Genomic DNA, 22674 nt, shown 5'->3' with positions numbered 1-22674 from the left:
CGGGCCCGCGGCTTGATGCGCCGGGTCTAGAAACCGGCGATGGTGTCCGCCGCGTTGACCGCGACCACATGGAATGCCTCGGCCAGCGCGCCCGGTGCCAGCCCGGCGATCGCACCCTGCTCCTGCGACTGCCGGCGCACGTAGCGCTCCATGGCCGGCACGTCGGGGTGCTGGCTCAGGTGCTGGCGCAGCGCGGCAAGCTTGAGCTCGAACACCGCAGTGACATCCACCCGGTGGTTCTCCCGCTCGGCCGGGGCACCGTACAGCCACAGCCACGGCAGCTTGTAGGCCTCAAGTCCCGCCTCCACGAGTTCCGGGTAGGAGAACGGGTTCTCCACCGCCGGGTAGATGGCGCGGGTCACCGCCTCGCCGCAGGCCAGGTGGTCCGGGTGCGAGCGCTGGATCCGCTCCCAGTTCCGTTCCGGGTGCATGGCCAGCACCACGTCGGGGCGCAGCGTGCGGATCAGCGCGACGACCTGCTTCATGACCCGGTGGTTGGGCTCCAGGAACCCGTCGGCCTCCCCCAGGAAGTGCACTGTCTCCACGCCCACCAGGGCCGCGGCCGCGCGCTGCTCCGCATGCCGGGTCGCGGTGATCCCAGCTGCGGTGCGCTCATCGAACCCGCCGGCGTCGCCGTCGGTCATGATGCAGTACTCCACTTCCACGCCCGCGGCGGTCCAGGCCGCCACGGTGCCCGAGGCCCCGAAGTCCAGGTCGTCGGGGTGCGCGCCGAAGCACATCACCCGGCGCACCGGGTGCACTGCCGGGTCGAAGATGCCCATGCGCCTAGCCCTTGCGCCGGCGGATCTCGGCGGCTGCCTGCGGCAGCACCACGGCCAAATCGCCCACGATGCCCAGGTCGGCGATCTCGAACACCGGCGCGTCGGGGTCCTTGTTGATCGCGATGATGGTCTTGGCGGTCTGCATTCCGGCCTTCTGCTGGATCGCCCCGGAGATGCCGGCGGAGATGTACAGCTGCGGGGAGACCGTCACACCGGTCTGCCCGACCTGCGCGGCGTGGTCGATCCAGCCGGCGTCGGTGGCGGCGCGCGAGGCACCAACCGCCGCGCCCAGGGCGTCGGCCAAATCCTCCACCGGGCCGAAGTCCCCGTCCACGCCGCGTCCGCCGGCGACCACGAAGCGGGCCTCGGAAAGTTCCGGGCGGCCGGTGGCGGTGTGCGGTGCGGTGGCGGTGATGCTGGCCGCCGGGCCGGTGTCGCCGAGCTCGAGCTCGCGCACCGGGGCGGCTGCTCCGGCGGCCGGGGCCGCGTCGGGCACCTCGACGCTGTTGGCCTTCAGCGTGATCAGTGCCGGGCCGCGGGTGACCTGCGCCTTGACGGTGTAGCTGCCGGCGAGCACCGGCTTGGTCACGGTCAACTCGGCGTCGACGTCGATGGCGTCGGTGATGACCCCGCCGTCCAGGCGCACGGCGGTGCGTGCGGCGATTTCACGGCCCTCGACGGTGTTGGGCAGCAGCACCGCGGTGGCGCCCGATTCGCGCACTGCGGCCTCCAGCAGCGAGACCGCCGGGGCGATGAGCCCGGTGGCGTCAAGGCCGCCGGCCGCGGCGTAGAATCCGGTGGCGCCGGCTGCGCCCAGCGACGCCAGTGCGGCCGCGTCGGCCGGGCCGCCCAGCACCGCGCTGGCCTCGCCCAGGCGGGCGGCCAGGGCCAGCAGTTCGCGCTGCCCCTTGGTCGGCGCGCCGGCGGGGTCGTGGATGTATACCAAGATGTTCGACATGTTGTTCCCCTTGAAAGTGGTGCTAGATCAGCTTGGCGTCGGCAAGGAAGTCCACCAGCGCGATGCCGGCTTGGCCGGAGTCGGTGATGACCTGCCCTGCGGCGCGCGGCGGGCGCGGCGCGGCGGAGAGCACGCGGGTCGCGGACCCGGCGGCGCCCACTGCCTCTTCGGCCAGGCCCAGCTGCGCGAGGGTGAGCGTGGTGACCTTCTTCTTCTTGGCCGCCAGGATCCCGCGGAAGTTCGGGTAGCGCGGCTCGTTGGCCTGGTCGGTGACCGAGACCAGCACCGGCAGCGCGGACTCCAGCCACTGGGCTCCGTCCTCGCCGACGCGCAGCGCCGTGACGGTGTTGCTTCCGGGCGCGACCTCCAGCTTCGACAGGTTGGTCAGCTGCGCCACGCCCAGGCGTTCGGCCAGCTGCGCGGGAACCAGGGAGGTCTCGGCGTCGGTGGAGGCCATGCCGGTGAGCACCACGTCGAAGCCGCCCAGCTGCTTGATGGCGGTGGCCAGCACCAGGGAGGTGGCCCCGGCATCGGAACCGGCCAGCGCGGGATCGCAAATGTGCACGCCCGCTGCCGCCCCCATCTGCAGGGACTTCTTCACGGCGTTCGCTGCCGCTTCGGGCCCCATGGTCATGGCCGTGACGGTGTTCCCCGCCTTGTCCCCGCCGCGGGACTCGGCCAGCGCCAAGGCCGCCTCGATGGCGTACTCGTCGAGTTCCGACAGGACCGAATCCTTGCGGTCCAACCGCTGCCCGGGGCCGGTCAGGTGGCGATCGAATTGGACATCTGGCACGTGTTTGACCAACACGAGAATGTTCAGGGGCGTGCCGGTGTTCTGGCTCATTGCTGCCTTTCTGGAAACTTGGACAGATCTGCGTGGGAAACCGCGGCCGGTGCGCACCGGGCGCCGCCGAGTGCGGGCAGGACCGGCCGATCTCCCCGCTCCATCGTATCGGTGCCCGGAGGCGCCCGCAGGCCCGCCCCGGGCGCAAGTGGCGGCGGGGCCGGGCGCACCGGCACCGCAAACGCTGCACGCATGCGGCAAACGCGCCGCACCGGGCGCCAGCACGGGTCCTGGCAGCCGGCACGCCGCGTCCGTCAATATTTCACTGCATTGCTCCGCGTTGCGCGGTGTGACCCGGGGCGGCACCGGCCATGTTGCGCCGTGTGTCGCCCGGGTGCGCCGCTACTGGGCCGGGGTTTCGCCCACCGTCACGGTGGTCGATGCCTCGGCGCCGCCGCGGGTGTAGCGGACTTCGGTGGTGCCGCCGGCCGGGATCTCGCGGATCGCGGCGGTCAGCGAGGTGCTGTCGGAGATGCTGCGCGCATCCACCCCGGTGATCACGTCGCCGACCTTCAACCCGGCCTTCTCCGCGGGACTGTCCGAAACGACCGACTTCACCTCGGCACCGATGCTGAAGGACGAGGAGGAGCCGCTGGCCACCCCGGCGGGCTTGGCCTGCACCGTGACCCCGAGCATCCCGTGGGTGGCCGAGCCGTTGTCGATGATGTCCTTGGCGATGCGCTTGGCGTAATCGATCGGGATGGCGAACCCGACGCCGATCGATCCGCTGTCGCCCGAGGAGCTGGCGCTGGATCCGGAGGAGGCGATCGCGACGTTCACCCCGATGATGTTCCCGTTCACGTCCACCAGCGCGCCGCCGGAGTTGCCGTGGTTGATCGCCGCGTCGGTTTGGATCACGTTGATGAAGATCGAACCCGTGGAGCTGGATGGCTGTTGCTGCTGGTCCGGGGCGCCGGGGAACTGGAAGTTGAACTGGTTGCCGTTGCCGTTCGAGTCACTGCCCTCGGACTGCTTGGGCACCGCGGAGGAGGCGACGGAGATGGTGCGGTTCAGCGTGGAGATGATGCCGTCGGTGACGGTGCCGCTCAGGCCCAGCGGAGCGCCGATCGCGATGGCGGTGTCGCCCACGTTCAGGCTCCCGGAGGCTCCCAGGGTGGCCGGAACCAGGTCTTGCGCGTCGATCTTGATCACGGCCAGGTCCGAGAGCGGGTCGGTGCCCACCACGGTGGCGTCGTGGACCTTCCCGTCGGAGGTGCGCACCGCGATCTTCGGGCTGCTGGTGGTCCCGCCCAGGGTCACCACGTGGGTGTTGGTCAGGATGTGCCCGGCCGTGTCCAGGATGATGCCCGAGCCCGAACCCGCCTCGGAGGTGCCTGCGACGTCGATGGTGACCACGCTGGGGCTGGCCTTGGCGGCCGCGGCGGTGACAGCTGTGACGTTCTTCGGGTTGTTGATGACCACGTCGCCCTGCGGGGTGGTGCTGGAGGAGGCGGCTGCCGTGGGGTTGGTGTTCATCACGTAGTTGGCGCCCACCGCGCTGCCGGCGCCCACCAGTGCGGCTGCGACCATGCCCACGATCAGGGCGCCGGAGGTGAATTTCTTCGGCGCGTTGTTCCGGGCCGGGGGAAGCGGCGCGCCGAAGGCGGAGGCGTGTTCTTCGGCGGTCGGGGTGCCGTATGGCGATCCGCCCTGCGACGCGGAGTTCCAGGCGTGCGCCGGCTGTTGCGCGGGGGCCGGGGCGCCGTAGGGAGGCTGCGGCTGCGCACCGGTTGCCGGCCCCTGCGCCGGGGTGTCCTGTGCCGGTGCATTCTGGCCGGGGTTGCCCGGGTGGCGGGGCAGTGCCTGCGTCGGATCCGTCGCCCCTTCGATCCGGGAGACCGGTTGCGTGCCGTCGGTGCCCGCGGCCGAGTCGCCCGAACCGTTGGCCGGGGTGCCCGGCGGGGTCGCGGGGCGCGGCGGCACGGCGCCGGATTCCGGCTGCTGTTCCGGATCGCGGCCGGTGCCCGGCTGCTCAAACTGGTTCTCGCTCATGACTGTTCTTCCAATCCCTGACGGTGGATTCCTCTGCGTTTCTTGGTTACAACTATGCCCGTGCGGGCTGTGGTGGCGAAAAGGAGAACCTGAGTGTCGGCTGTGAGAAGGTGTGATTCGAAAACCGCCTGCCCGATGCACCGGCGATTCTGTGGACTCGCGCGTTTCACCCACCTAGAATCAACATCGACAGCAGAAACCGGAAAGTTGCTTGGAATCATGCAACGATCCGCGCATTTTCTGCGGCCGACCATGCAAGGGTGAAGGAAAACCATGAAATCGCTCCCCCGGCGGATGGCACTAGTTGCCTCCGCAGGAATCTTGTCCCTGTTCATGCTTGCACCCCCGGCACTGGCCGACTCCCCCGTGCAGATCCCCCCGGGCCAGTTCGTCGTGGACCAGGCCAACGTCCTGGGTTCGGGCACCTCCGAGGTCGAGGACGCTGTGAAGCAGCTGAAGCGGGATACCGGCCAGTCGCTTTACGTCATCTACGTGGATACCTTCACCAACCCGGACAACCCCGACGAGTGGGTCACCGAGGTGGCCAAGTCCAAGAACATGGGCACCAGCGACGTGGTGCTGGCCGTCGCCGTCCAGGATCGCAACGCCAGGTTCACCACCAACGACCGCAGCGAGCTGCACGCCTCGGGCCAGGACATCTTCAACCAGATGGTTTCTCCCGAGCTGTCCGACAAGCAGTGGGCCGCCGCGGCCCTGGGTGCCGTGACCGGCATCGAGAACGTCTCCAACGGCAAGACCCCCGACGGCGGGCAAGCCGCCACCGGCTCGAACGGTTCGGGCTCCAACGGCGGATCCAGCGGTGGCGGCACCGCCGGCTGGCTGCTGGTCGGCGGCGTCGTGGTGGTCGGCGGGGCAACCGCCTGGGCGCTGACCCGCCGCAAGAAGCTCCCCGCGCAGCTCCCCCAGGTGGCCACCGGTCCCGACGGCAAGCCGCTGGACCCGCTGGCATCGCTCGGCATCCCGGAATTGCGCACCAAGGCCGGCAGCCTGCTCATTGCCGCCGACGACGCCATCCGCTCCTCCGAGCAGGAGGTCGGCTTCGCCCAGGCACAATTCGGCGAGGCGGCCATCAAGCCCTTCGCCGAGGACATCGAGACGGCCAAGACCCACATGTCCGAGTCCTTCAAGCTGCAGCAGCAATTGGACGACGAGATCCCCGACACCGAGGAAGAACAGCGCTCCTGGCTCGGTGAGATCATCCGCCGCTGCGAGGCCGTGAATGAGACCCTCGAGCAGCACACCGAGGAATTCGCCTCGCTGCGCGAGCTGGAAAAGAACGCACCGGAGGCTGCCAGCTCGCTCAAGGCCCGGATCGAGCCGCTGCGCCAGCGCGTCGGCACGGTCCAGGGGCAGCTCACCGAGCTTGCGACCCGCTACACCGACGGCGCGCTGAACCAGGTCCACACCAACATCGCCGAGGCCACCGAACGGCTGGACTTCGCCGACACCGCGGTGTCCACCGCCGAGGCGAAGATCGCCGCGGCCGAAACCGCCGAGGCCGCCGTTGCGGTCCGCGCCGGGGAGGACGCCGTGCACCAGGCCACCGTGCTGCTCGATGCCGTGGCCCACGCCGGAGACGACCTGGACAAGGCCCGCACCGACCTCGAGTCCATGGTCTCCACCGCCGCCCAGGACCTGGCCCAGGGACGCGCCCTGGTCGCCAACGGTTCCAACCCGGAGCTGGCCGGATCGGTCGCCGCCCTGGAATCCGCGCTGTCCTCGGTCCAGGGGCAGGTCGGCACCGGGCGGGTGGACCCGGTCGCCTTGCTGGCCGAGGTCGATGCCGGGCTTCGTCCGCTGAACGAGCAGCTGAACCAGATCCGCGATGCGCAGGAACGCAACCGCCGTGCGGCCGACCAGCTGCAGGCGGCCATCCGCTCCGCCCAAATGAAGATCAGCGGCACCGACGACTTTATCCGCGCCCGGCGCGGCGGCGTCGGCGCCACGGCACGCACCCGGCTGGCGGAGGCCCAGCGAAACCTCGAGGAAGCCCTGCGGATGGCCTCCTCCGACCCGGTCAACGCCCTGTCCTACGCCGAGCATGCCTCGGCGCTGGCCGACCAAGCCGCCCGCGAGGCGGAAAACGACGTCAACGGCTTCGGCGGCGGCTTCGGCGGCGGCCGGGGCGGAAGCAACGGCCTGGGCGGCGCCATCCTCGGCGGCATCCTCATCGATTCCATCCTGCGCGGCGGCTCGCACTCCGGTGATTCCGGCGGCGGCGTTTTCGGCGGCGGCGGGTTTGGCGGATTCGGCGGCGGCGGAGGTGGCTTCGGCGGCGGGTTCGGCGATGGCGCGGGGGGTAACTTCTAGCCGGCAGCACCCCAGCACCGGTAGCGACCGCCCCCGGTCGGTGCCACGGGTCCCGGCAACCGACCGGCACCCCCACAGATTGCAGTACTGCGGTTCCGGCATCCGGAAGCGCGACAGAAGAAGATCAACCAGTCAGTCAACGAAAGGTCTCACCGTGGCAAAGCAGTCTATTTTTGGTCGTGTCTCCCAGCTGGCCAAGGCCAACATCAACGCCATGCTCGATTCGGCCGAAGATCCCCAGAAGATGCTCGACCAGATGGTTCGCGACTACACCGACAACATTGCCGAGGCCGAAACCGCCGTCGCCCAGACCATTGGCAACCTGCGCATGATCGAGGAAGACTACAACGAGGACATCCAGGCATCCTCAGACTGGGGCAGCAAGGCCCTGGCCGCCTCGGGCAAGGCCGATGAGTTCCGTTCCGCCGGCGAGGCGGCCAACGCCGACAAGTTCGACTCGCTGGCCAAGGTCGCCATCCAGCGCCAGATGCAGGCCGAGTCCGAGGCGAAGTCCTCGGAGCCGACCATCACCTCGCAGCGCGAGATCGTGGAGAAGCTCAAGTCCGGCCTGGACGCCATGAAGTCCAAGCGCCAGGAACTGGTTTCCAAGCGCGACGAGCTCGTGGCCCGCGCCAAGTCCGCCCAGGCCCAGAACCAGGTGCAGGAGGCCGTGAAGTCCATCGACATCATGGATCCATCCAGCGAGGTCGGACGCTTCGAGGAAAAGATCCGTCGCGAAGAGGCCCGCGTGCGCGGCGCCGCGGAGCTTGCCTCCTCGTCGCTGGACGCCCAGTTCAACTCGCTGGAGGACATGGGCGAGCAGACAGAGATCGAGGCCCGTCTGGCTGCGCTGAAGGCTCCGAAGACCGCGCCCTCGATCACCACCGGCGCCGACGAGTAACCAAGCACGCGCACACGCGCCTTGGCGGCCCCTGCGGCCGCCTGCCAAAAGGACGGACGGGCGCCTTGCACACCGGGATGATTCCGGTTCGCGGGGCCTCGTCCGTCCTTTTTGCCGTCCCGGGGCATACCTGTCCCGGGTCCCGGCGTCCGCCGTCAGCGGACCCGCGCACCCGGGTCCCGGCGTTAATTTGCCGGTTATCCACAGATTTTCAAACCCTCTGGATCGGACACGGGTGGATCGGGCATGCTCAATGGCATGAACACCGAGCAGTTCGCCCAGATCCTGGGCCAGGGCCGTGGACACACCGGCCGGGGCTCCATGCCCGGCCACGCGGTGGCCCGGGCCAATCGCTTGCGCGTGCTGCTCGCCGCTGAGGAATTCTTCGTTGCCACCGCCACCGAACTGGCCACCGGCTCAACCTCACCCACCGAGGCAGCCATGGTCGCACTAATCGTCGAACGTGCCCACCGGCGCACCTCCTATGCGCAGATCCTCGCCGCACAATCCGCCCAACGCACCCTGGCCCACGAGTTGCCGATCGAGACCATGGAGCAGCTTTCCGCCACTGTGGCCGAGCCCGGACCGTTCTTGGCAGGGATGAGCTCACTGCCCACCGACCCGCCGACTGCCCCTACCGGCCGGATGCCCCACAAGGACACCGCGGATTTCCTGCAGCACCTGCTGGGGACCGCATACTTCGAGGTACGTGACCGGATCAATGCAGCCACCGCACTGGCACCCCATGTGGACGTCAACGGGGTCAGCCGACCTGCCCGCTACCCCAGGCTTTCCGAGGACGCCCAGTCCGGGACGGTTGACCCCAGGCACGCGATCCAGGTGGCGAAGAAGATGGACAAGGTCGCACTCGTCATCAAGAGACAACCCGAGGCCGAGAAACTTTCCACCACCTTGGAAGACCAAGTCCTGGATTCGTTGCGCACCCAGGGTCCACAGGCGACCGGCAAGCTCGTCACCTCTTGGCAGCGATCGTTGGAGAAAACTGCTCCCAGCGAGCCCAGCGACGAAGAGATCGACGCCAAGACCGGGATCTTCCTGACCCGCCGCACCGAGCACTTCTCGTACTTCAGCATGTGCGTACTCAATTCACAGGCAGAGATCTTCCTGTCGCACTTCGCCCATGCGGACAACGCACGCACCACTGCGGGCAACAGGGAGGATCTTGCCCGCGATGCCGCGGCTCGAACCCAAGCACCCGCACGCCGGGACGGCGGCGAGCTGGAAATGGACGACGCGCCCCCGATTCCCGCATGGGCCATCACCCCGGAAACCGCGGCCGAAGCACTCCCCCGGGCCGCATACACGGATCTGGGCCTGTCAGCCAACAAGGCCAACAGTTACCCCGGCTTGGCCACGCGGGACCCCGGGATTCCCACAGCCGCCCCGACAAGTCACTGGCAGGAGGATGAGGATTCTCGGCTCGATGGACTGGCACCGGCACGGCGCCGCCTGCAATCAATCCTCAACGCCCTGCAAAGCGTCGGTGGCTCCGCCAAGGGCGGCAGGGGCCTAGCCAGGGCGACATTGGTGGTGTACTGCCGGCTCGAAACGCTTCTCGGGCTGGCCGAACAAGCAGGCATCAGCGCCCACGGGCTGGACATCAGCCCAGGAGAACTCAGACGTATGTTGTGCGACTCCGGCGTATTGCCAATCGTGTTCAGCGGCGAGAGCCAGATCCTCGATCTGGGCCGGGAACAGCGGTTTGTCCCGGATTACATGCGGGAGGGCATTCTCGCCAGGGACGGCGGATGCCTGGTTCCGGGTTGCTCGGTGCCGCCGGAGCACTGCGAAATGTGCCATATCGACTCGTGGGAGGACGGCGGGGTGACAAGTGTGGAAAACACCGGTCCTGGTTGCAGCGCCCACCACCATGATTTCCATTCCGGAAAGATACGGCTTGTCCGGGACGGCGATGGTTTGCCGGCAGTGCTATTGCCCAAGTACCTCGATCCGGAACAAATCCCGCGTCGCAACGACTACTGGCAGCACCGGCGGCAAACCAATCCCAAGCTGTTCTAGCTGCGGTCCTGCATGCCACCGCTTCGATCAGGGTCCTTGGTTCGAAAAATCGTGCAGGCGCAAGAAAGGCCCTGCGGATCCGTGGATCTGCAGGGCCTTCGTTGTGGAGATGGGGAGAATTGAACTCCCGTCCGATGTGGTGTTGCCAGGTCTTCTCCGGGCGCAGTTTGCGTTGGATTTTCTCTGCCCCAGTCGTCTTGCAAACAAGCGGCTGGTCCGGGCACAGTTACCTAAATTATGCGGGTCGTTCCGGTAACACTAACTACCCGCAGTGGCTATCTAAATGACGTAAGGAACAGGGGCGATAGCATCCCCTGGCTTACGGACTGTCTGGCTGCTTAGGCAGCGAGAGCGAAGTCAGTGCGCTTTGAGTCGGCACTTATTGTTTTGCAAAGATCGTTAACGAGATAACTTTGCATCCTCGGCCCGCTTCACATGTCGCGACTCACACCGTCGAAACCGATCATCCCCGTATTTTGTTGTCAATGAGCAGCTTGCGCCGCTCCAACCACACGGATCAACCGTGCATATATAGTCTAACGCACATTAGCGTCAGGTCTATTCCTTTGGCGCAACCAGACTTACTCGCGCACCCCGCGGTTTCGTTCCCGCATGGTGCGCAGCGCTTCGCGGTTGTCCTGTTTTTCACGCAGGGATTGGCGTTTGTCGTATTCCTTCTTGCCGCGGACCACACCGATTTCGATCTTCGCGCGCCCGTTCTTGAAGTACAGGCTCAGCGGCACGATCGTCAGACCTGCCTCGTTGATCTTGCGCTCGATCTTCAGGAGTTCCATGCGGTGCAGCAGCAGCTTGCGTCGCCGCCGCGCTGCGTGGTTAGTCCACGATCCGTTGAGGTATTCCGGAATGTAGACGTTCTCAATGTACAACTCGTTGCGGTAGAACTGCCCAAACCCGTCGACCAGCGATGCCTTACCCTCACGCAGCGACTTGACTTCGGTCCCGCTGAGTACCATGCCGGCCTCGTAGGTATCGAGAATCTCGAAGTCGTGTCGGGCCTTGCGGTTGCTTGCAATGATCCGTTCTTGCGGGTCTTTCTTAGACACGTTGGCTTCTCCTCTCCGCGAGTGGTTTCTTCACTTGGCGAGCTTATAGCTTACCGCTAGAGAAGTCCCAATGGGTTTACGGCCGTACCGTTGACGATGGTCTCAAAGTGCATGTGGCAGCCGGTGGAGTTGCCCGTGGTGCCGACGTAGCCGACGACCTGGCCCTGCTTGACGTGCTGCCCCGCGCTGACCACCACACGCTGCATGTGGTGGTAGTTTGTGGCCAGGGCCCTGCCCTTGACCACGCCATGGCTGATGGTGACCTTGTTTCCGGAGGTTCCACCCCAGCCAGCCATCCACACTTCGCCGTCGGCAGCGGCACGCACCGGCGAACCACACTGCCCGCCAAAGCCCCAGTCGACACCGGCGTGCACATAGCCGCCACGCCCCCCGTAGTCGATCGTTCCGGACGGGGTGGGTCGCCAGCCAAAGCCCGAGGTCTGTCGTCCACCGGACACGGGCTTGATCAGACCCCAGGAACTACGTTCCTGGGGAACGGCTTGCGGCTTCGGCGCCACGTATTGGGGCTTGACGTAGGTATCCTTCTTTTTCTGCCGCGCGGCTTCTTCCTTGGCCTTCTTGGCTCGCGCTGTTTCCTCGCGCTCCCACTTGGCCTTTGCCTCGGCGATGCGCTTGCGTTCGGCCTCCGCGGCCTTGCGCTTGCGTTCGGCTTCCTCGCGGATCAGCCGTTCTTGCCGCTCCTTGATATCCGCATTGACCTGGGCCTTTTCGACTTCTTCGGCGCGCAGTCTTTGCTGGATACGGGGCCGTTGGGCCAAGAGCTCTGCACTTAAGGCGTCGGTCTGGGTGATGATGCCGTCGAGCGACTGCTTCTTGGATTCCGCATCGTCTCGGGCTACTTGTTCACGCGCAAGCGCAGCATCGGCGGCGGACTTGAGGTCGGTGATTTCGGCTTCCACCGCTGCCAACCGCAACTTGGCATTTGCGTCGGTGGCGGACTGCTCGGAGAGGGCATCCAGCGCCGCGTTCTGCGACCGCATGGCTTGGTCGGCCAGGTCCATCCCTGCTGCCAGGTTGCCGTCGGAGGTCGCGTTCAACAGCAAGGACAGGTCGGACGAGACCCCACCACGTTTGTAGGCCTCAGTGGCGATCTGGCCAATGATTTGCTTGGAGTCCTCCAGCTTCGCCTTGCCCTCGGCAATCTTCACGTTCAGCTGGTCGCGGGTTTCGCGGGCAGCCTGCACCCGACGGGCGAGGTCCGCCGCTTCGTCGGAAGCTCGGCGCACCCTGCCCTGGGCATCGGCCAAGGCCTGTTCGGCAGCGGGAAGCTGCGCCTGCAATCCACGGAGTTTTGCGTCGGTGGCCTTGATATCACCGTCAAGGACTTCAAGATCCTCGGAGAGATTGTCGATGTTCTGCTCTACCTGGACCTTGCGGTCATCTAGCTCGTCGGCGTGGGCGCCTACGCCTCCGGAAACCAGGAGTGCGATTGAAAGCGCACCCACGGCCCCTGAACGCGCAATCCGGCACCATACTGCTTTGGCTAACATAAATGTCCTTTGAGTCCTATGGGAAGCGAGTCTGACATGAGGAAGCGACGCACTAAACCTTCAAGTAGCGTCGCAAGGTTACCAACGACGATACACCAGCCAAAACCACACCCAGCAGGATCAGCCACGGCGCGACCATGAATACCTCGCCAGTGGAAATGAATGCCGTGTCCTTGTACTCCAGGGCCAGCTTGTCGTCGATCAGGAATCTCACCGCAGCCCACAAGACCCCGGAGGCCAACAGCGCACCAATCAGCGCGGAGATGACACCTTCCAGGACAAAGGGTAGTTGGAGTGAGGATTTTGAGGCGCCAACCAGGCGCATGATGCCGGTTTCGCGGCGGCGCAAGTAGGCCGATAGGCGAATTGTCGTGCCCACGAGCAGCACGGCACACAGGATCATCACCCCGGCAATGCCAATGGCGACGAAGGAAGCGATATTGATGATGGAGAAGATCTTTTCCAGCAACTCCCGTTGGTCAACCACCACGTCCACGCCATCCATCGACGAGAAGAGTTCCTTGATGATCTGGTATTTCTCCGGATCGACCAGCGAAACCCGGAACGACTCGGGCAGTTGGTCCGCCGTGACCGTTTCGCTCATCGAGGAGTTGTCGAACTGTTCGCGGAAGTGGGTGAGCGCCTGCTCCTTCGATTCGTACTCGAAGTTCTCCACGTATGGCTTGACGGCCGCCGAGCCCAGCATGGACTCGATTTCGCCGCGCTGGCCTTCCGTGACCGCGCCCTCGGCGCAGTTGGTCCCTTCATTGTGTTCACCGCAGAGGTAGATGGCCACCTGGACCTTGTCGTACCAGTAGCCCTTCATCTGCGTGATCTGCATCTGCATCAGGGCAGCGGTGCCCACGAAGGTCAAAGAAATGAAGGTGACCAAGACGACGGATACGACCATGGAAAGGTTGCGGCGGAGGCCTGAGCCTACTTCGCCAAGAATGAATCCGAGTTTCATGGCATGTCGTCCTCAGTGTCGAACGGCGCAAAGGCCTGGTTACCGGTCGACGGTTTTTGCCATGTGCTGTGATCGGCCTGCCGCAATTCGCGCGTGCCGTCCTGGTTGATCACCGGGATCATCGAGGTGTATTCGCCGGCGCTTTCATCGCGCATGATCTTGCCGAGCGAAAGCTCGACGACCCGGCGACGCATCGAGTTGACGATGCCGTCATCGTGCGTAGCCATGATCACCGTGGTGCCGTTTTGGTTGATCCGGTCCAGCACGTTCATGATCCCGACGCTCGTTGCCGGATCAAGGTTTCCCGTGGGCTCGTCGGCGAGCAGGATCTGTGGCTTGTTGGCAATGGCGCGGGCAATGGCCACGCGCTGTTGTTCACCGCCGGATAGTTCGTCGGGCTGGCGCTTCTCCTTGCCTTCGAGGCCCACAAGTTTCAAGACCTCTGGCACGTGGTCTCGAATGGCGCTTCGGCTTTCACCGACCACCTGCATCGCAAACGCGACGTTCTCAAACACGTTTTTCTGCGGCAACAGGCGGAAGTCCTGGAACACGACGCCGATGCCTCGGCGCAGCTTGGGCACGCGCCACGATGGAATACGTGCAACGTTCTGTCCGGCAACGTGCACCGAACCACCGGTTGCCACGATTTCGCGAAGGATCAGGCGGAGGAATGTGGACTTGCCGGAGCCGGAGGCCCCAACAAGAAACGCGAAGTCACCGCGGTCAATTTCAATGGTTACGTCGTCGAGGCCAGGGCGCGCATTCTCCGAACCAAGGCGTGACTTTTGGTCATAGACCATCGTGACGTTTTCGAATCTAATCATCGCAGCTCTGCCCGCGGGATCGCCGGCGCATGATCCAGGCACGGGACTTTGTTGAAGGAAGTTGCAAAGCCAGCCCTTGAACTCTATCCGTCCCGGCGGCACACATCCGGGACAAAAAGCGGGTGTGTCCCGAAACTGTGAGTCCGATGGGCGCGCGCTGCGTATCCGATCCGTGGCCTTCAACCGCGGACCGCGGGCTCAACACCGCGCGGGCAAGTCTCCCGCTAAGGCAACGACACGCCCGCTCCCGGCGCAGGGATCGATGACCTCCTGCACGACCGGGAATCGGCGCTACCCCAGCAGCAACGGAGCTTCCGTCGCGGACTGGACCTGCTCGGGGGTGACACCGGGAGCGCATTCGATCAAACGAAGCCCTGCATCCGTGATGTCGATGACGGCGAGATCTGTGATGATGCGTTGCACCACCGCACGGCCGGTCAGGGGCAGGGAGCATTCGTTGACGATCTTCGCACTGCCGTCCTTGGCCACATGCTCCATCAGGACGATCACGCGCTTGGCACCGTGGACCAGGTCCATGGCTCCGCCTGGGCCCTTGACCATCTTGCCCGGAATCATCCAGTTGGCCAGGTCTCCGGCGGCGGAAACCTGCATGGCACCGAGGATTGCTGCGTCGATCTTGCCGCCGCGGATCATCGCGAAGCTGGTGGCCGAATCGAAGTAGCTGGCGCCGGGAAGCACTGTCACGGTTTCCTTCCCGGCATTGATCAGGTCGGGATCGACATCTGCCTCGGCGGGATACGGGCCAACGCCAAGGATCCCATTTTCCGATTGGAGCACCAACGTGCGGTCGGCAGGAACGTAGTTCGGCACTAGCGTGGGCAGGCCGATCCCCAGGTTCACGTATGCTCCGTCGGGCAGTTCAAGCGCGGCGCGGGCCGCCATTTCATTGCGTGACCAAGACATTGCTTAGGCCTCCTTCTTCAGCGACCGGTCGCCCGATGCAGCGGTTGCTGCCTGCACGGTGCGCTTTTCAATTGGCTTTTCGATGTCGGTTCCGACCTCGACCACGCGGTGGACAAAGACCCCGGGCAGGTGGATCGCATCGGGATCGAGTTCGCCGGGCTCGACCAAATGCTCCACTTCGGCAATGCAGATCTTCCCCGCCATCGCCGCTACGGGCGAAAACTGCCGGGCGGCCTTGTTGAACACGAGGTTGCCATGACGGTCTCCGTAGGCCGCATGCACCAGCGCATAGTCGGTGACGATGGATTCCTCAAGGACAAATGTCTTGGTTTCCCCATCCAGCGCAAAGTCACGCTGGTCCTTGGGTTGGGAAGCCTGGAGGATTTCTCCGTCTGGCCCGTATCGCTGGGGCAGCCCACCCTCGGCCACCTGGGTGCCGACGCCGGTACGTGTGTAGAAGGCCGCAATTCCGGCTCCGCCCGCGCGCAGTTTCTCGGCGAGGGTACCCTGCGGTGTCAGTTCGAGTTCCAGTTCGCCCTTGAGGTAGCGGCGCGCAAATTCCTTGTTCTCCCCGACGTAGGAGGACGTCATCTTCGATATCCGGCCGGCACCGAGCAAAATCCCCAGGCCGTGCTCGTCGGTTCCGCAATTGTTCGAGACGACTTTGAGGTCGCCCACCCCGCTTTCCAATACCGCACGGATCAGTGCGTTGGTGTTTCCCGAGAGTCCAAAGCCGCCAACCGCGATGGATGCTGATTCGGGAATGTCCGCTACTGCGGCGCCGGCAGATTCGTAGGTCTTGTCTAGCATTGCTGCACTCCTGGGATTGCGAATGGACGATACCCGGACACCACATACCGATTGGCACGAAGCACCCGTGCTTGGATGCTTGGCATCGCATGACCTGCGTGTGGTTCCTTAGCCACATCGTAGGACGTCCAAGCGGGAAATTCACTTATGAGGCCCAAAAGGCCGCCGAACGGGCCGACCGGCATCCCGAGATTGCGGCCCGGCCTTGGCCCCGTGCGCCGATGTTCCTGACTCCGTGCAGACAACGAAGGAGGTCCCCCAGGCACATGGTGAAATGTGTCTGCGGGACCTCCTTGGCGTTGGTGCGTGTTTAGGCTCCCGGGCGGCGCTGCGCGGCGCGCCAGCGGATCCCGGCGTCGATGAAGTCGTCGATTTCGCCGTCGAGCACCGAAGAGGTGTTTCCAACCTCGTGCTCGGTGCGCAGGTCCTTCACCATTTGGTAGGGGTTGAGGACGTAGGAGCGCATCTGGTCGCCCCACGATGCCTTCACGTCGCCTGCCATCTGCTTCTTTTGTGCATCCTGTTCGGCCTTCTTCACCAGCAGCAGTCGCGACTGCAACACGCGCAGCGCGGCCGCACGGTTCTGGATCTGCGACTTTTCGTTCTGCATCGACACCACGATGCCCGTGGGGATGTGAGTCATGCGCACCGCGGAGTCAGTGGTGTTCACGGACTGCCCGCCGGGGCCCGAGGAACGGTACACATCGACGCGGATCTCATTTTCCGGGATCTCGATTGAGTCGTTTTGTTCGATCAAAGGGATGACCTCGACCGCGGCGAAAGAAGTCTGGCGGCGGCCCTGATTGTCGAAAGGAGAGATGCGCACCAGTCGGTGGGTACCTGCCTCGACCGACAGCGTGCCGTACGCATAGGGGGCATTGACCTCGAAGGTCGCTGACTTCAGGCCGGCCTCTTCGGCGTATGAGGTGTCCATGACCCGGGTGGAGTAACCGCGCTTTTCCGCCCACCGCAGGTACATGCGCATCAGCATCTCGGCGAAGTCCGCGGCGTCCACGCCACCGGCACCGGCACGGATGGTGACAACAGCCTCGCGCGAATCGAATTCGCCGGAGAGCAGGGTCACCACTTCCAGGTCGGCCAAGGCCTTGCGCACCGACTTGAATTCGGTCTCGGCCTCCTGCAAGGTGTCGGCGTCGCCTTCCATTTCCGCGAGTTCGACAAGCACTTCCAGATCCTCGATGCGGTTGTGGATGACGGTGAGTCGTTCAAGCTCGGATTGGCGGTGCGAGAGCTTGGAGGTGACGACCTGCGCGGCGGCCGGGTTGTCCCAAAGATCGGGCACACCGGCTTCCTCGGAGAGCATTGCAATGTCCGCACGGATGCGCGGCACATCGGAAACCTCTTCAATGGAGGCATAGGTGGAGCGCAGTGATTTGATTTCGGCAGAAAAGTCAGTTGAAGCCATGGTAGTTTCCAGCCTACGACATTTGCGGGGCCAGGCATTGCGCCGACCGGTGATTGTGCCCAATGCGTCCGGGCACGAAGGGGCTGTGCCGCGGTTCGGATCCGGTCGGCCGTGCGATTCCGGCGAGCGCGGGCGCCGGGGTCCGGACTGCGACTGCAGTACCCATCGCCCCGAGCCCGTGCGACGGGAATTCAGCGCGAAAGCAGCGTCCGCGCATAGGCATCCACCCGGATATCCACTCCGCTCGGGACCACCCAGCCGATGATGGGCGGGTGCACCACCGCACCGAGCCGAACATGTGCGGTGACAGCATCCGGTTCCACCCCCGCGGCAACGATGTGCAGGTTGGAAAAGCCTGCCCCGGCGTTGATGTCACCGAGGTACTTTTCCGCAGCGTGCCGGACCTCGGCGGGTTGCAGGCGGAGCGTGGCAATATCCTCTCCCCCGGCGGTGAGCTCGAAGTTGTCGGCTGCCGCAGCGACCGCGCCGTCGGCCACCGAGAGGAGCTTGTGCGCCTGGACGTTGACCGCCGTGGCGGCGAGCACGACGCTGATGGCCAGCAGGGCGATCGCTACCATTCCGATGATCAGCACCATGGATTGGCCCGCTTCGCGCCCCGGTGGCAGCATGGTTCGCGCCTCGCTCCGGTGGCCGCCGGGAACCGGCCGGGGTGCGGGTGTGTCCCCCGGGCGGGGCCTCACGAGTATTCCCGCGCGGCTACCCATATCGATCGACCCGCTGGGTTGCATCGGACCCGACACTGCCGGTGCTCCAGCCCCAGCCCTCGGGGAGCAGCGGAAGGACCGTTTTGATGGACACATGGACCGTCACGGTGCTTCCCGCTGAAAGGCAGGTGCCCCGGCAGCTGTAGGTGAAATGCGTGCGGCCGGGCCCGATCTCCATGTTGGCTGCTGCGCGTTGAACGGCATCGGCCGCCCTTGCACGGCCTTGGCTTTCGGTTTGGGCAGTAACGAAGACCTTGGCTGCGTGGTCCGCCGCACCCACGGCTGCATAGCTGGCCGCCTGGACGTGGGCGGCGCCCACCACCAGGTAGACCAACGGCACCAGGAGCAGCACCACCAGGAAGATGAATTCGATGATGGACGAGCCGGCTTGGGTGCCGCGGCTGGCACGACGCCCCCTGACGGTTGCGGCGGGATTGGTGGCGGCCGGACAGCGTGCGACCCCCAGGCACCGGGGCCAGGCGTCGACCTCTCCGGGAGCGGTGCGCCGTCGTGTCCTATCCATATCGCACCGACTCCCCCTGGACCACGAACTCACCCATGAACGGGACCATCCCGAAGAGCGGGATTCCTGCCCGCACGGTGATCCGCACGCCCGGTGTGCCGCCGATGTCGACGGGTGTGGCGTGCACATTGGAAGCGAACCGGTCGCTGAGCGCCCCGCGGATCAGTTCCTTGGTGCGGCGCACCCCGTCGCCAGGCCCGCGGTCGGCCAGCGTTCCGTATCTGGCACCGGCGGCCGCGGCATCCATGAGCGTGTTGCGCACATGCAGCGCAAAAGTCAGCTGCAGGATCCCCATGAACACCGCGATCAGCAGCGCGGAGACCATCACGAACTCGGCGACCGCCGAACCCTGCTGGTTCTCCTGCGTGCCGTGCTTCCCGGATGCGACTAGCCTTGGCATGCCGGCGTCGCTAGCCCATCCCCGCAACCCGGTCGATCGCCTGGTTGAACAGCTCTTCCAGGCGCGGGCCGGCGATGGCCAGGAGCGCCGCCACGAGCAAAGCGCTCATGAGAGTGATCATGACCCAGCCCGGGACGTCACCGCGTTCGTTGCGCTTGATGTTTCCGGCCAGGTCCATGGTGCGGGTGCCGACCCACATTCCCATGCCGATGACCATCAACCAGAACTTCTCTGCGATCCTCATGTTCCTTCTCCTTGCTGGTTTGCTCCGCCGCCTTCACGGCCGCGGGAGCCTGGTGCTTCATGATGCGATTCCGTGTCTCGTGCCCCGGGTCTTCCCCGCCCGGTGCATGTCGCCGCGCCGAAGGGAGCGGCGTGTACCTTTCCTCCTCCTGTCAGTAGTTCATGTCGATCAGCGCGAGCCCCGGGAACACCGCAAAAACGATGGTCAGCGGCAGCACGCCGAAAACTATGGGCACCATCATGCCGATTTCCTTCTTGCCGGCAGATTCCATCAGTTCGCGCTTGGCCGCGTCTCGCACGTCTTGGGCCTGGGCCCGCATCACCGCGGCAATCGGGGTCCCGCGTTCGGCCGCCACCGTGATCGCGTCGACGAATCGGGTCATGGCCGTCAGCTGGATCCGGTCCGACATCTCCGCCAGGGCCTCTGCCAGGGTTGCCCCGGCGCGGACGTGGGCCAGCGTCAGCGCGAATTCCTCGCTGAGCGCTCCCCTCGAGGTGCGGGCCACCCGTTCAATGGAACCCACGGTGCTCTCCCCCGCGGCCACCGCCAACGCCATGAGTTCGGCGATCGTGGGGAACTGGGCAAGGATCCGCCGGCTGCGCCGAGTGGTCTGCTCCCCCAGGTACCAGTCGCGCAGCAGGTAGCCGCCGACGGCGCAAGAGACCAGGACGAGGAACGCGAACATCGGGTTGAAGCGCCCGGCCACGAGGTTCGCGCCGAGCAGCGCGGCACCGGCCAGGGTCAGCCCGGCGGACCACAGCAGCTGCTGGGCACGGAAATCCAGCACGCTGATACCCAGCCCGGCCCGGGCCAGCCGCCGCGCCATTGCCTCGTTGCTGGGGTTCAGGCGTTGGGACAGCCTGGCCACGTCGGCCAGCATCGGACCAAGGATGCGGCCCAGCGGGCCAAAGGGCGTCTGTGCCGCGAAGGACTCGTTGAGCATCCGCGATCCGCTGCGCCCGGCACGCAGGTGCGGAGCCACGCGTTGGGCGAAGGTGACCGGGCGCATCGCCGGGATCCGCACCAGCACCAGCCACAGCCCGCTGCCCAGTGACAGTCCAAGGACCAGCGACAGGATCATGGTGGTGCTCATCGGAACACCCGTTCTTCCTCGGGCAACCGGCCGATGCGCATCATCGTCCGGTAGCAAATGAACGAAATGACAAGCCCGCCGATGAGCACCAGCATTCCGGTGACCGAGGAGTAGGCGATGACGGCCGCCGGCTGTCCTGCCAGCAGCAGCAAGATGACCCATGGTGCGGCGATGGCCAGGCGGGCCGCGGACACCGTCCAGGACTGCCTGGCCTCGAGTTCCCCGCGGGTGCGGGCCGAGTCGCGCAGGAAGGAGCTCAGGGTGCCGAGCATCTCGCCCAGGTCGGTGCCGCCGACCTCGCGGGTGATGCGCAGGGCTTCGACGATCTTGTCGGCCACCGGATCCGCCAGGCGCGCGGCGAGGCGTTCGAGGGAGTCGTTGAAGCGGGCCGTGGCCCGGTAGTCCAGGCCGAAGTCGGTGAAGGCCGGGCGCAGCGCCTCGGGCCCCTGGGACCCCAGCTGCGTCAGTGCCTCGGGCAGCGACAGACCGGCCCGGATCGCCGAGCGCAGGTGGTCCACCACGTCGGGCCATTGCTCGCGCAGGTTTGCCGCACGCTTGGCCCCCTGACGGCGCACCAGCGCCCACGGCGCGCCCGCCCCGAACCCGGCAAAGGTCAGTGCGATCAGCGGGGCCCCGGTGAGGATCAGCACGATGAGCCCGACGATGACGGCGGCGGTGATCGAGGCGGAGATGAAGCCGCCGCGGGTGACCTTGTCCAGCCCTGCATGCAGCAACAGGGTGTCGATGCGCCCGTCCCCGGCCCTCGTGCCGGAGTGCGCCGCGGCGGTGAAGGCGCGGAAGACCAGCAGCAGCCCGAACCCGAGGGTCAGTCCCAGGAACACGCTCATGCCACGATCCGTCCCAGTTCGGCCACATCGATCCCCGCGTCGATGAGCTTCTGGTGGGCCAGGTCAGCCGTCGACGCCAGGGCCAGCTGTCCGTCGAGGTGTTCGAACAGCATGGTGGTCTCGATGGCCCCGTTTTCCACGCGGCGGCCCACCGCCATGATTTCCCCGATGAAGCGCCTGCCCGCCGCATCCCGGCGGCAGTGCACCACCAGGTCGATGCATGCGGCGACCGTGGGAACGACAAAGGCCGAGGAAATGTTCTCCCCGGCCAGCAGCGGCAGTGTGCAGATCTTCGTCAGCGCGTCGTGGGCGGAATTCGCGTGGATCGTTGAGAGCCCGGGCAGTCCTGAATTCAGGGCAATGAGCATGTCCAGCGATTCGGCCTCGCGGACCTCGCCGATGACCAACCGGTCCGGGCGCATCCGCAGCGCCTCCTTGACCAGGCGGCGCATGTTGATTTCCCCGTTCCCCTCCAGGTTTTGCTGCCGCGTCTGCAGGGCCACCACGTCGCGGAGATTGATCTTCAGCTCGAAGATCTCCTCGATGGTGACCACCCTCTCGCGGCTGCCAATCGAGGAGGCCAGGCAGTTGAGCATCGTGGTCTTCCCCGCCTGCGTGGCCCCGGAGACCAGCACGTTCAGGCCCGCCCCGACGGCGACATCCAGGTAGTGGGCGGCCTGCCGGGACAGCGAACCGAGTTCCACCAGGTGCTCGAGCCTGCTGGCCCGGGCGATGAACTTGCGGATGTTCACCGCCCAGTGCTTGCGGGTGATGTCCGGGATGACCACGTGCAGGCGAGAGCCGTCGGCCAACTGGCAGTCGACGAACGGCTGGGACAGGTCAAGGCGGCGACCCGAGGACTTGAGCATGCGCTCCACGAGTGCCGGAACCTCGGCTTCGGGAAGCCTGATGGAGGTCAGCTCGGAGGTTCCTCCGCGGGCGCAGAAGACCTCGTGGGGTCCGTTGAGCCAGATTTCCTCGACGTCGGGATCATCCAGCAGGGGTTGGAGGGCGCCGAGCCCAGCCACCGCATCCATGATGCGGCGCCGGGCCAGGCCCAGTTCCCCCAGTGCCGGGAGCACCCCCAGCAGGGAGCGTTCGTCGTAGTCGCGAACCACGTCGTCCACCAACCGGCGGACCTCCCCCACCTGGGTGGAGGGGTCAAGCCCGTTCCTGCGGATGAGTTCGCGTACCTCATCCTCAACTATCGCCAGTCCGTCCACCATGGTGCATCCCTGCCGTGACCGGCTCCCGGCCGGTGGCCGGGAGCCATGCCGTTCGCCAAGGCGTGCGGGGGCCGGTGCTTGGGGATGGCCTCGCGAGGCACCCCGGAGTGATGGTGAGCGACAATATCCAGTTAGTTTCATGACGCAATACCGCGACCATACCCGGGTGCCGCGGCCGCTACAAGGCTCCGGCCGGATCTGTGGAGAAACTCCCGAGGTGCAGCGGGTTTCGTCCACAGGG

At 65.8% G+C, this 22674-nt stretch carries 21 protein-coding genes and 1 other RNA gene; 3 read left to right on the top strand and 19 right to left on the bottom strand.

Annotated features, from left to right (window positions below; genetic code table 11):
- Positions 1 to 26: 26 nt before the first annotated feature.
- The 4 genes from DQ353_RS00685 to DQ353_RS00670 all read right to left on the bottom strand — a co-directional run bounded on the left by DQ353_RS00685 (position 27) and on the right by DQ353_RS00670 (position 4576).
- Entirely contained in the window at positions 27 to 782 is a 756-nt protein-coding gene (locus DQ353_RS00685) for a PIG-L deacetylase family protein (protein ID WP_113760881.1), read from the bottom strand.
- A 4-nt stretch (positions 783 to 786) separates the two neighbouring features.
- Positions 787 to 1740 carry an electron transfer flavoprotein subunit alpha/FixB family protein gene (locus DQ353_RS00680; RefSeq protein WP_113760880.1) on the bottom strand — a complete coding sequence of 318 codons (954 nt, stop codon included), beginning with the start codon at positions 1738 to 1740 and terminating at the stop codon, positions 787 to 789.
- Between the two features lie 22 nt (positions 1741 to 1762).
- Positions 1763 to 2584, bottom strand: coding sequence for an electron transfer flavoprotein subunit beta/FixA family protein (locus DQ353_RS00675; protein ID WP_181578178.1), 822 nt, complete (start codon positions 2582 to 2584; stop codon positions 1763 to 1765).
- A gap of 342 nt (positions 2585 to 2926) precedes the next feature.
- Positions 2927 to 4576, bottom strand: coding sequence for a S1C family serine protease (locus tag DQ353_RS00670; RefSeq protein WP_113760879.1), 1650 nt, complete (start codon positions 4574 to 4576; stop codon positions 2927 to 2929).
- 273 nt (positions 4577 to 4849) lie between these two features.
- Between DQ353_RS00670 and DQ353_RS00665 the strand changes: the two genes are divergently transcribed.
- From DQ353_RS00665 to DQ353_RS00655, 3 genes are all read left to right on the top strand, one after another.
- On the top strand, positions 4850 to 6907 hold the full coding sequence (locus DQ353_RS00665) for a TPM domain-containing protein (protein WP_113760878.1): 2058 nt from the start codon (positions 4850 to 4852) through the stop codon (positions 6905 to 6907).
- Positions 6908 to 7061: 154 nt separating this feature from the next.
- A complete protein-coding gene (locus DQ353_RS00660) occupies positions 7062 to 7808 on the top strand; it encodes a PspA/IM30 family protein (protein ID WP_113760877.1) in 747 nt (248 codons plus the stop codon).
- Positions 7809 to 8066: 258 nt separating this feature from the next.
- Positions 8067 to 9848 (top strand): HNH endonuclease signature motif containing protein, encoded by a 1782-nt coding sequence (locus DQ353_RS00655; protein WP_181578177.1) that lies wholly within the window; start codon positions 8067 to 8069, stop codon positions 9846 to 9848.
- Between the two features lie 101 nt (positions 9849 to 9949).
- Here DQ353_RS00655 and ssrA read toward each other — a convergent pair.
- The 15 genes from ssrA to DQ353_RS00580 all read right to left on the bottom strand — a co-directional run bounded on the left by ssrA (position 9950) and on the right by DQ353_RS00580 (position 22430).
- Positions 9950 to 10319, bottom strand: a transfer-messenger RNA (tmRNA) gene (gene ssrA, locus DQ353_RS00650).
- A gap of 110 nt (positions 10320 to 10429) precedes the next feature.
- Positions 10430 to 10912, bottom strand: coding sequence for an SsrA-binding protein SmpB (smpB, locus tag DQ353_RS00645; protein ID WP_113760875.1), 483 nt, complete (start codon positions 10910 to 10912; stop codon positions 10430 to 10432).
- A 56-nt stretch (positions 10913 to 10968) separates the two neighbouring features.
- Positions 10969 to 12378 (bottom strand): peptidoglycan DD-metalloendopeptidase family protein, encoded by a 1410-nt coding sequence (locus DQ353_RS00640; RefSeq protein WP_286166532.1) that lies wholly within the window; start codon positions 12376 to 12378, stop codon positions 10969 to 10971.
- A 97-nt stretch (positions 12379 to 12475) separates the two neighbouring features.
- Positions 12476 to 13390: a permease-like cell division protein FtsX gene (ftsX, locus tag DQ353_RS00635; protein WP_113760873.1), complete on the bottom strand. Its 915-nt coding sequence runs from the start codon at positions 13388 to 13390 to the stop codon at positions 12476 to 12478.
- Positions 13387 to 14214, bottom strand: a complete 828-nt coding sequence (gene ftsE, locus DQ353_RS00630) for a cell division ATP-binding protein FtsE (RefSeq protein ID WP_071213556.1) — start codon at positions 14212 to 14214, stop codon at positions 13387 to 13389. Before ftsE ends, ftsX begins: the two co-directional genes overlap by 4 nt.
- Positions 14215 to 14505: 291 nt before the next feature.
- The gene (locus tag DQ353_RS00625) at positions 14506 to 15138 is read right to left on the bottom strand and encodes a CoA transferase subunit B (protein ID WP_071213557.1); all 633 of its coding nucleotides are present in this window, start codon (positions 15136 to 15138) and stop codon (positions 14506 to 14508) included.
- A 3-nt stretch (positions 15139 to 15141) separates the two neighbouring features.
- Positions 15142 to 15948 (bottom strand): CoA transferase subunit A, encoded by an 807-nt coding sequence (locus tag DQ353_RS00620; protein WP_113760872.1) that lies wholly within the window; start codon positions 15946 to 15948, stop codon positions 15142 to 15144.
- Between the two features lie 310 nt (positions 15949 to 16258).
- Entirely contained in the window at positions 16259 to 17374 is a 1116-nt protein-coding gene (gene prfB, locus DQ353_RS00615; protein WP_113760871.1) for a peptide chain release factor 2, read from the bottom strand.
- Positions 17375 to 17565: 191 nt separating this feature from the next.
- The gene (locus DQ353_RS00610) at positions 17566 to 18003 is read right to left on the bottom strand and encodes a hypothetical protein (RefSeq protein WP_113760870.1); all 438 of its coding nucleotides are present in this window, start codon (positions 18001 to 18003) and stop codon (positions 17566 to 17568) included.
- Between the two features lie 88 nt (positions 18004 to 18091).
- Positions 18092 to 18622, bottom strand: coding sequence for a hypothetical protein (locus DQ353_RS00605; RefSeq protein ID WP_113760869.1), 531 nt, complete (start codon positions 18620 to 18622; stop codon positions 18092 to 18094).
- Positions 18615 to 19022 carry a TadE family protein gene (locus tag DQ353_RS00600; protein ID WP_113760868.1) on the bottom strand — a complete coding sequence of 136 codons (408 nt, stop codon included), beginning with the start codon at positions 19020 to 19022 and terminating at the stop codon, positions 18615 to 18617. The genes DQ353_RS00605 and DQ353_RS00600 overlap by 8 nt, the downstream gene beginning before the upstream one ends.
- Before the next feature lie 10 nt (positions 19023 to 19032).
- A complete protein-coding gene (locus DQ353_RS00595) occupies positions 19033 to 19227 on the bottom strand; it encodes a hypothetical protein (protein ID WP_245348633.1) in 195 nt (64 codons plus the stop codon).
- Positions 19228 to 19417: 190 nt separating this feature from the next.
- The gene (locus tag DQ353_RS00590; protein ID WP_286166531.1) at positions 19418 to 20359 is read right to left on the bottom strand and encodes a type II secretion system F family protein; all 942 of its coding nucleotides are present in this window, start codon (positions 20357 to 20359) and stop codon (positions 19418 to 19420) included.
- Positions 20356 to 21207: a type II secretion system F family protein gene (locus DQ353_RS00585; RefSeq protein ID WP_113760866.1), complete on the bottom strand. Its 852-nt coding sequence runs from the start codon at positions 21205 to 21207 to the stop codon at positions 20356 to 20358. Before DQ353_RS00585 ends, DQ353_RS00590 begins: the two co-directional genes overlap by 4 nt.
- On the bottom strand, positions 21204 to 22430 hold the full coding sequence (locus DQ353_RS00580) for a TadA family conjugal transfer-associated ATPase (protein ID WP_113761217.1): 1227 nt from the start codon (positions 22428 to 22430) through the stop codon (positions 21204 to 21206). Before DQ353_RS00580 ends, DQ353_RS00585 begins: the two co-directional genes overlap by 4 nt.
- Between the last annotated feature and the right edge of the window lie 244 nt (positions 22431 to 22674).

The sequence above is a fragment of the Arthrobacter sp. AQ5-05 genome, from assembly GCF_003287975.1.
Lineage (GTDB): Bacteria > Actinomycetota > Actinomycetes > Actinomycetales > Micrococcaceae > Paeniglutamicibacter.
The sequence above is the reverse complement of the archived record's forward strand: the minus strand, read 5'-3'. Positions and strand labels throughout refer to the sequence as shown.